At 35.3% G+C, this 10,218-nt stretch carries 6 protein-coding genes; all 6 read right to left on the bottom strand.

The window, feature by feature from the left end; genetic code table 11:
- Nucleotides 1–183 precede the first annotated feature (183 nt).
- Nucleotides 184–2,847, bottom strand: a complete 2,664-nt coding sequence (locus tag ACPYKA_RS14335; protein WP_479542918.1) for a glycosyltransferase — start codon at nucleotides 2,845–2,847, stop codon at nucleotides 184–186.
- The gene (locus ACPYKA_RS14330) at nucleotides 2,831–5,356 is read right to left on the bottom strand and encodes a glycosyltransferase (RefSeq protein ID WP_479542917.1); all 2,526 of its coding nucleotides are present in this window, start codon (nucleotides 5,354–5,356) and stop codon (nucleotides 2,831–2,833) included. The genes ACPYKA_RS14335 and ACPYKA_RS14330 overlap by 17 nt, the downstream gene beginning before the upstream one ends.
- 38 nt (nucleotides 5,357–5,394) lie before the next feature.
- Nucleotides 5,395–6,228, bottom strand: coding sequence for a glycosyltransferase family 2 protein (locus tag ACPYKA_RS14325; RefSeq protein ID WP_479542916.1), 834 nt, complete (start codon nucleotides 6,226–6,228; stop codon nucleotides 5,395–5,397).
- 52 nt (nucleotides 6,229–6,280) lie between these two features.
- Nucleotides 6,281–7,408 carry a glycosyltransferase gene (locus tag ACPYKA_RS14320; protein ID WP_479542915.1) on the bottom strand — a complete coding sequence of 376 codons (1,128 nt, stop codon included), beginning with the start codon at nucleotides 7,406–7,408 and terminating at the stop codon, nucleotides 6,281–6,283.
- Nucleotides 7,409–7,414: 6 nt separating this feature from the next.
- Nucleotides 7,415–8,551 carry a glycosyltransferase gene (locus ACPYKA_RS14315; protein ID WP_479542914.1) on the bottom strand — a complete coding sequence of 379 codons (1,137 nt, stop codon included), beginning with the start codon at nucleotides 8,549–8,551 and terminating at the stop codon, nucleotides 7,415–7,417.
- Between the two features lie 393 nt (nucleotides 8,552–8,944).
- On the bottom strand, nucleotides 8,945–9,823 hold the full coding sequence (gene galU, locus ACPYKA_RS14310) for a UTP--glucose-1-phosphate uridylyltransferase GalU (protein WP_479542913.1): 879 nt from the start codon (nucleotides 9,821–9,823) through the stop codon (nucleotides 8,945–8,947).
- Between the last annotated feature and the right edge of the window lie 395 nt (nucleotides 9,824–10,218).

Raw genomic sequence — 10,218 nt, 5'->3', positions numbered from 1 at the left:
CGGCGGTTTTAATCGGACATTCCACTTCCGTAGGAGATAAAGGAAACACGACGAACGAAGTGAGTCGATGTTGACTTTCACCACAAGGGTATAAGTGCGACTAAGCCTCTGGTTTCACCAGTCGGCAAGTCTTCTTTATCGCACGGAGGTGAAGGAAGTCTCGCTAGTCGCTGGGCGCTGGAGCTAGACACTAACTAATTTATCAACAAAGCAATCTTCCAACCGCTGTGCATGCTTGGTATACCCAAAGTTTTCCTCAACATATGCGAATGCTTTTTCCACTTGAGCTTGATAGGCTTTCTCATCCGTCATTAAATCATTTATTTTATCCAATACTTCATTCGCTGAAGCATAGATAGCTGCCTCACCAAATAACTTTTCATAACTTGGTGGAAGAATAACCGGTACACCAACAGCCATCGCTTCAAAAATAACTCTTCCGAAGGCTTCCACCCAATCTGGATATGTATAGTATACAAAAACATCTAGATTAGCTAAAAAGTCTTTTGGAGTAAGTTCACCAAACTCATATACCCTCCAATTGGAAGGAAGATCCCCGAGTATCTTTTTAGGTGACTCCGCTCCACCTAAAACATGAATCTCATACTCGGGAGAATCTGGATAAAGGCTTAATAAATCGTTTTTATTGTCCGGCCATTTTACGTACTGATCACGGGAATGACGACCAATTCTAATTTTATCTCCTTTTTGGTAAGAAGCTCTTTTCCACTCATCAACATGTATAATATTCACCCAGTCGTCACTTGCTAATTTAATAGACTTTAAATCCTTCATATGTTCTTTTAACAATGTCTCCCTGATAAGTGGCCCGATTGGATACCATTTACCTTTTGTTCCAACATAACCCTTCAAATGATTCGCACATCGTTTTATATCATACAATACTCGGCCTTTTTGACTATATTCTCTTTTCGGTGGTTGATTGACGATAACACATACTCGACGTGTTTCAATCTTTGGAAGATATTTTTGCCATTCTTGTAAGATCGGTGGGTGCCTAACAATTAGTACATCACACGTTATTTTTTCCCCATAAACGAGCACTTGTACGTTTTCCCCATCCACTAACTCACGAACACCAGGATTCATTTGTTTCTCAGAATGGAAATCATAACGTGACATCTGAATTAATCCTGTACGTAATCCAAGCTTTTTTTGTGCCTTTATTTCCTCTATATTCGACATATTTGTACCACCTAGCAGGCGAAAATCAGAAGCGATGACGACATCAAAATGTCTTTTTCCATTCGACTTTTCCTCACGATTTGGCAACATGGGCTCAGGTGCTGGAAATAAACGCTTTTCCATTGGAAACGGATAGTACAGGTTAGCGGCATTTTTTTGATGATGAAGATAACTCTCTAAGTATTCTTTTCTTGCTCCTGTGAAATATCCGTGATAACCGAACACCGCATTGCCAGTAAGGGAATGACTACTTTGCCTTTGAAAGGAATAAGGACCACTCGAAAGATCGACAACACAATCATCACCAAAGGCCTTCTTTAACCGTTTCTTAAACTCACCATCCGCACCGAACCGGACACTATCCCAATATCCTAATCTTTCCATTACTTCTTCACGTCGGAACATAAGGGATGACATATTGGCAAAGATATATTGACCAGCTTTTCCTCTGCGGTAAAACATGAAATCATCTGTAAGACGGGCTTGTTGGGATGTATTTGCAATAATCTCCGCATTCTCGAGTAAATGAGTTGCTTGGGCTTCAATCTTTTCCGGATGGGACCAATCATCCGCATCATTAATCGTTACAAACTCACCCACAGCCATTTGCAACGCAGTATTACGGGCAACATAGGCACCACTATTCGTTCCTGTAGAAAGAAGTTTTACTCTTGAATCCTTTTGGGCAAAGTCTTCCACAACGTTTACGGTATTGTCCGTACTACAATCATCCACTACTAATACCTCTAAATTAGTCCATGTTTGCTTTAATACAGATTTCATTGCTGTGACTATCCCTTTTTCATCATTATAAACTGGAATAATAATCGATACTTTCGGGATTTTTTTCGCCTTTTTCTCTTTTATGTAAGTAGTTAAACCATCATATAATGTCCCTTTGTTTCCTTGTTTCATCGCAATATGTTCCATGCCATATAAATCTAAGGATCGATTAATCCATTTAAGTTTTTCTTCAATAGTACTTTCCAAATTTGCCGCAGCTAAATAAAGATCCGCATGCTCTCCGTTCATTAATGCTTTGCGGATAACATCTTTACCCTCTTCTATTTGATTAAGTAATAAGTGACATTCGGCTTCCATTATAGCGATTTTCCTTAGAAAATCTTTATCCTTGGTTTTTCTTTTAGCCTCAGAGAGATAGAAAAGTGATCTTATAGCCCCTTCTTTTGAGTATTTATTCGCATGCCATAAAGCTAACTCCCATGCAGCAAGTTTTTTTAAATAACGATTATCCGTTGTTTGGAAAATCCTCTCTAAATCGAACAATGCCTTTTTTTCAAATCCTAATTCATTTAAATTATATTTTAGCTTTTTAATTTGTCTTTTTGCCTTTTTCTTTTTTATGGAAGGATCAATAATTTCCCTTCTATTTCTTCTTCCCGAAAGATATGCAGCATGACGTCTAGCAGCCCTTCTAGCATGTTTGAAGGCGTTCCATAGTTTTCCTTGCTTTATCAAATGAAGTTGTGATTTTAGTTGATTTAATTCTTTAGTAGAATCCTCCAATTGAGCTTGTTTTTCTTCTAGTATTTTTCTTTTTTGATGGATGCTTTCTAATAATTTTTCATTCTGTTTTCGTTTAGCGTTAAGTTCTTCCTGAATGTTATTCGATTGCTCCATTACGAACGTCCTCCAAACGTGATGCATGCATAGCGTAGCCGAAATGTTGTTGAACAAATCTTTTAGCCTTTTTTACTTGTGCGTTATAAAAGGCATCATCTTTCATCAACTGGTCTATCTTCTCTTTTACTTCATTTGGTTCTGCGTATATAGCAGCTTCCTGAAATAACGGTTTATAAATTGGTGAGATAATCACCGGTACCCCCGTTGCCATCGCTTCAAAAATCACTCTACCAAATGCTTCTACCCAGTCAGGATGCGTGTAATATACGAACACGTCTAATTTCTTTAAGAAGTCTTTTGGTTCTAATTCCCCAAAACCAAAGACTTTCCAATTTAAAGGAAGTTCACCAAGGATTTTTGTAGGTGATTTTGCTCCACCCATGACAAATATTTCATAATCATCGTTATCAGGATAAATGGATAATAACTGCTCTTTATCATTAGGCCATTTCACATATTGATCCCTAGAATGACGACCAATTACAATTTTCTCGTTGACTGGGCGACTTTCTCGCTTCCACTCATCTATGTTAATAATGTTGACCCAATCTTTTTTAGCTAAATGGATGACTTTTAATTCTTCTTTGTGATTTTGATTTAAAATATCACGAATACGCGGACCAATTGTATGCCAAATGCCGGTGTTACCAAAGTAGTTACGTAAATTATCAGCACAATGCCTTATATCATATAACCTCTCACCATTGGAACTATATTCTCGTTTTGGTGGTTGGTTTACAATCACCTGAATTTTCTTTGCCTCTACTTGTGGGATATACTTTTGCCAATGCTCTAAAATAGGTGGATGTCTAATAATAAGTACATCGCAAGAAACCTTTTCACCGTAAACAATCATTTGAACACGCTCACCATCAATTAACTCTCTTATTTTCGGATTGACCACTTGTACAGAATTTAAATCATATCGATTCATTTGTATAAGTCCTGTGCGTAATCCCAACTTCCTTTGAGCTTTAATTTCTTCCAAATTAGACATATTAGTTCCACCTAATAGCCGAAATTCGGATGCAATTATGACGTCAAAGTGAGCTTCTTCTTTTTTACTTTTACGATTTGGTAACATTGGTTCAGGAACTGGGAATGGTCTAACTTTTTGAGGAAAATCATATTTCAGATTTTTATTCGTAGCATGAAAATGTTCATGAGCCTCTGCATATTCTTTTCGGGCACCCATAAAAAAGCCTGGAAATCCAAATGCTGAACTACCTGTTAGAGAACTTTCCGATTGTCTCTGAAAAGATAACGGTGCTGTCTTCAGATTAACAACGGATTTTTCACCGAAAATAAGTTTGACCCGCTTAACAAACTCAGAATCACCAGCAAACCGAACACTATCCCAAAAACCTAACTTTTCCACAACTGGTTGCCTTCGAAACATAAACGAAGACATATTTGGAAAGATATAGATTCCTGGTTTCCCCCGACGATAAAACTTAAGATCATCTGTAGCTCTTGCTTGTTGAGAGAAATTACCAATAACTTTTGGATTATTTATCAGATGTTCTACTTGTGATTTAATCTTCTCCGGATGGGACCAATCATCCCCGTCATTAATGGTTACAAATTCTCCTGATGCCTGTGCCAATGCAATATTACGAGCCACGTATGCCCCGCTATTCGTTTTTGTAGATAAAACCTTAATTCTTTTATCCTTTTTTGCAAATTCCCTTACTATTTGTAATGTATAATCTGTACTACAATCATCAACCACCAATATCTCTATATTACTCCATGTTTGTTTTAATAAAGATTGGATTGCCGTTTGTACAGAATTCTCCGAGTTATAAACAGGAATGATAACCGATACCTTGGGTAAAGGAACCTGGACATCATCCGATGTATGATTAATTCGAGCTTTTAATCCATCATAAATAGTTGGTTTATCGGTCATAATTTCTATATTTTCTATTTGGTACTGATCAAATATTGTATTTAACCATTTCTCTTTTTCAGTAATAGATGACTCCAGATTTGCGGCAGCCAAATAAAGATCTGCATGCTTATTAGAGACCAAAGCATGTGAAATAACATCTTTCGCCTCTTCTAATTTATTTAATAGTTCAAGACATTCCGCCTTTATTATAGCAGCTTTCCGAAGTAACGCTTTGTCTTTAGAATTCTTAATTGCTTCGGGCAGAAATTCTAGGGATTTTCTTGCAGACTCTTCCTTATACTGATTTGCATAATAGAGCGTTAACTCCCAAGCTGCTAAACGCTTCAAATAGGCATCCTCATCTTGTTGATAAAATTCATATAAGTCCTTTAAGGCCTTTTTTGTAAATCCTAAATTATATAGTCTATACTTTACTCTTTCTATTTTCCGTAATTGCGCCTGTTTTTTCCCAGGCTTAAGAATTTTTTTTAAGGCATCTTTCTGTTTTTGTGTAAACAGATTAGCAATTGCTTTTTTTTGCTCTGTTCTTAGTAATTTATATAAAACCCAGTCAACTGTTTCTACTGCAGATTTTTTCATTAAACGTAACATCTTCCACACCGCCATCTAATGTACAATATCATGCTTCCTTATATCTTTGTAACCTGTCTGCGTTTTTGTTGTACCCATTCAGGCTGATACACTTCTTCCTTTTCCACTTTTCTTTTATTAAGAGTTTTAATTCCTGTATAAGCGTAATTCAAAAAGTACCAAATACTTTTAGACAGGCTTTGTTTCTCAATGTGCCGATAAAGATACCAATTTTGCTTCGCTGCTTTCCATTTATTACTAGATACAGAGCCCTTTACTAAACGGTATCTGGCTAATACTTCTGGCAGGCCATAAGCAAGGAACCCCTTCCTTGTAAGTGTTAGCCATAGGGCATAATCTTGTCTGGATCGTATATTGGTCATTTGAATTTCACCTGTTTTTTCGGTATCTATCATAACCGTCAGACAACCAATAACGCAGTGTTTCATTAGATAATCATAGTCCACAGATTTAGGGGTTTTTGAAATTGCCTTTGTTTCTTCCCCATTCTCATAAATCCTTATATATTTTGTAAATGAAAATGCAATATCTTTTTTCAACATGAACTCTAACTGCCTTTCTAGTTTTTCTGGTAACCAGAGATCATCACTATCCAAGAAGGCAATAAATCGACCCTTTGCATGTTTAATAGCTACATTTCGAGCAATAGCTGCACCACCATTTTCTTCTAATTCAATCAGTTTTATTCGGTTATCCCAATTTTGATATTCTTTCACGAGTTCTACCGTAAGGTCTGTAGAACAATCATCAACAATAATCATTTCCCAATTCGAATAGGTTTGATTTAAGACAGAGTAAATGGTCTCACCTACAAATTTTTCTGAATTAAAAGTTGGTGTTATAATTGATACTAAAGGTTTTGATTTTGGCATTCTCTTCTCTTCTCCCAATTTATCCCCACAGTCCTTATACATTATTTTCCTATTACACCCTAGATAACAGTTGGTTGTACCAGTTAATTAACTTCTTTTCTTCTTCATTCCAATTTAACTTTTTCTTTATTGCTTCTTTTCCATTTTCACCCATTTGTCTTGCTTCATCTGGGTGATTACTTAGATATTCTATTGCTTGTCCAATTTCATCACGATTATGTGGATTTACAGCAATACCACATTTGTATGTTTCAACAAAGTTCTTCCAAACAGGGAAATCCGAACATATAATCGGAAGCCCTACATTCATATACTCAAAAAATTTCGTTAATTCCTTTTTCATATAATGTTCCGTTGGTGGAAAGATCGCTAACCCAGCCAACCAATCTTCATTAACATATGTAGAATCAATTTTATCTTTTTCGACAAACCGATTAATACCTTCTATGGTAATGCTATCGCTTTTCTCCCCCACTGTATTCATCATTTCTTCAGCCAAATTTTTGGAACACTTTCCGATAAAGTGTACCGAAATGGAATCGTCAATCAAAGGTAACATGGCATGTATTAAAGCACCACGCTCTATGGTCACGTTTCCAGTATACAGAAGTTTCTTACTACTCTGACGTTTGTTGTGATTTATTTTTAAAAGCTTTTGATTTATGATTGGATAATTAAGGATACAATAGCCCTTTGGGTATAAATCTTTATAGTACTTTTCTGCTAAACACAAATCAAAATTTTTGATAAAAAGTTTTTCTATAATCTTATACATTAAGGAAAACATTTTCCTTAGATTCTTATTAACATATTCTTTTTGCATCATACTTGTTACATAATCTTCATGTATATCGTAAATGACTATATTGTTTTTCTTTTTCAATAACCAACCTACTGGAATTAGCTCTGGGTCATGCAAATGATAAACATCCGCATTTAACTTCTTTGCCTTTCTGTATGCGTTGAATGTCCCAAAGAACATTCGCACTAATCTGCTTTTGTGCTTTTTAATTGACACATGTTTAATAGACTTATTCGTGGAAGAGGCATTAGTATCCGGTGCAATTAAGGTAACGTCAAACCCTGCACGATGAAGTGATAAACATTCTTTATGATAAATCCTTGGGTCATATGGATGATGTACGGTTGTTAAGTGTACAACATTTCTAGGAGTAAGCATTCTTTTTCATCCCCTTCGATTTATACCCTCAATCACTTCCATAAATGTGTCTTCATACTGTTTAACAATATTACGAGCATCAAAATCAGCAGCCCGTTCATAACCCTTTTCTTGAATCTGTAATAACTCTTCTTCATTCATAGAAAGAATCTTTAACATTTTCCCAGCTAACTCTTCAACGTTACCTACTTCCGTAAGCAATCCATATTTACCATCGTCTAGCACTTCTTTTGGCCCCGATTGACAATTTGTAGAGATGACAGGAGTTCCTGTTGCCAGCGCTTCTGCAATTACATGGCCAAAGCCTTCATGAATCGATGTCAATACAAATAAATCAGCCTTTTCAAAAAATATATATGGGTTATGCTGAAAGCCAATAAAATGAACCCTATCATGAATAGAAAGGTCCTTCGCTAGTTTTTTTAACTCATTATCTAGTTCGCCTTCGCCAAGAATTACTAAATCAGCGTTTACTGTTTGATTTACTTTTTCAAAGGCTTTTATTAATGTTTTTTGATCTTTTTGTTTTACTAGTCTTCCAGCTGTGATGATAGTTTTTCTATCATCTTTAAATAAGGAAAAATGCTCTTTCTTCACCGATCCATTCTCTATACTTTGTCGAATGTTTTCTAAATCAATCGGATTATATATCACTTTAACATGTTCAGGTTTTATTTTGTACCGTTTTACTAGATTTTCTTTAACACCTTCTGATAAAGCAATAACTTGACTGGATAGTTTATATAACCATCCATATCCTATTAATTTTAGATTGGTAATCGTATTTCCACCTAAATTATCTGCTTCTCTTACAATATTCTTTGCTCGAGTGAAAGAAAGGAAATTTGCCAGAATAGCTATCGTATTATAGTTTGGTATCGTACTAAAAACGAGATCTACCTTCTCTTCTCTAATTACCTTCGCTAGTGGAATAATTGCTTTTCTTAAGCGTTTCGTATTTAATTTAATAAACGTTATATCTGATTTAACTTTATCTTCATAGTTCCCGTTAAAGTCTAACGTAACTAGTATAGGTTCAAACTTTAATCTATCTATATTATTAATTATATTTAATAAAGTTCTTGCTGCTCCACCAGCACCCATTTGGTAAATAAAGAATAGAACCTTCTTCTTTTCCGTCAATCTTAGATTCTCCCTAACTCGAATAATAGAAAACAATAAATATTATACCATTTTTAATACTTTTTTTACCCCTTCTTGTCAATTTATGTCTGGAAATCATATCCTGTTGGGCAAGACGCTAGGAAAGGGTTCATCGTACTATTTCTTCCAAGATTAGGTGAATCTGGTACTAGAAAAAATAAGTTTCCATATTAGAAAAATTAGCATACGTCGAGCCTTTGAGTGAATGACTTAGTTGCACTTTTGCAGACGGCGAAGATTTTTATTGTTTCCTAACCTACTAAAATTACAGGGATTTTTCTATCTTTTACTTAATAAGTAAAGCGACGTTTAGAAGCAATACTAATAAAATAAAAAGACTTAAAGCGAACTGATCATTTCTTAACTTTTTTACTAAACTCTTACTCGTTCTGCAAGAAGTTCCCTTAACATCTCTTCTACTTCTCCACCAAACTCTTCACTTTTCAAAGCAAACTCAACAGTTGTACGAATAAACCCTAACTTCTCCCCAACATCGTATCTCTTTCCTTCAAAATCATAGGCATACACATTCTGCAGTTGATTCAACTTCTGAATAGCATCAGTCAACTGAATCTCCCCACCAGCTCCAGCTTCCTGTTTATCAAGAAAGGCAAAGATTTCCGGGGTTAATATATAACGTCCCATAATTGCTAGATTTGAAGGAGCAGTACCTTTTTCAGGTTTTTCAACAAAGTTACTTACTTGGTAACGTCTGCCTTCAATCGTTAGTGGCTCAATAATTCCATAACGATGGGTCTCGTTTTCCGGAATTTTTTGCACCCCTATTATTGAAGTATTTGTTTCATCATATTGTTCAATTAATTGTTTTAATCCTGGTTTCTCTGAAAGAACGATATCATCGCCTAATAGCACTGCAAATGGTTCATTTCCTATAAATTTACGTGCACACCATACAGCATGTCCTAGACCTTTAGGCTCTTTTTGACGAATATAATGAATTTCTACTTTAGAAGATTGATTCACCTTATCTAGCATTTCAAACTTCTCTTTTCTCATTAAATTATCTTCTAATTCGAAATTTCTATCGAAGTGGTCTTCAATTGCACGTTTTCCTTTACCCGTAACAATTATAATGTCTTCAATTCCGGATTGAATAGCCTCTTCCACAATATATTCAATTGTTGGTCTGTCCACAATTGGAAGCATTTCCTTTGGCATTGCCTTTGTCGCAGGCAAAAACCTAGTACCTAACCCCGCTGCAGGAATAATTGCTTTTTTTACTTTACTCATAATTTGATCACCACCTAATTATTTTAAAGTTTTTACTATACCTTTATATTTAAATTAATTACATAGAAGGATATTCCATTAAATTCTCTGTTTCTTTCCGGATTAAAATAATCGGCTCCTCACTACTTGAAAACCAAACAACATTTGCGGAACAAAACGTAGCATATGACCTAATTGGAACTCTACAAAAATATATTTCGGTTCACTGACAGTTCACCATTTTCTATATCCTGAACTATATCCCCATTTATTCAAGTTTCCTAACCTGGTAGAATCTTTAATGGAATATCCTCTTGAACTAGCGTTTTCCTATATTTTATTTCATAACTTCATCTTGTTAATTACAATATGGAATTATACCATATCAAGCTAGATAGCGGTATGCCTGTTTTAAA

The sequence above is a fragment of the Pseudogracilibacillus amylolyticus (SeqCode) genome (assembly GCF_051918545.1).
Taxonomy (GTDB): domain Bacteria; phylum Bacillota; class Bacilli; order Bacillales; family Amphibacillaceae; genus Pseudogracilibacillus.
Note: the sequence above shows the minus strand (reverse complement) of the source record. Positions and strands in the feature narration are given on the sequence as shown.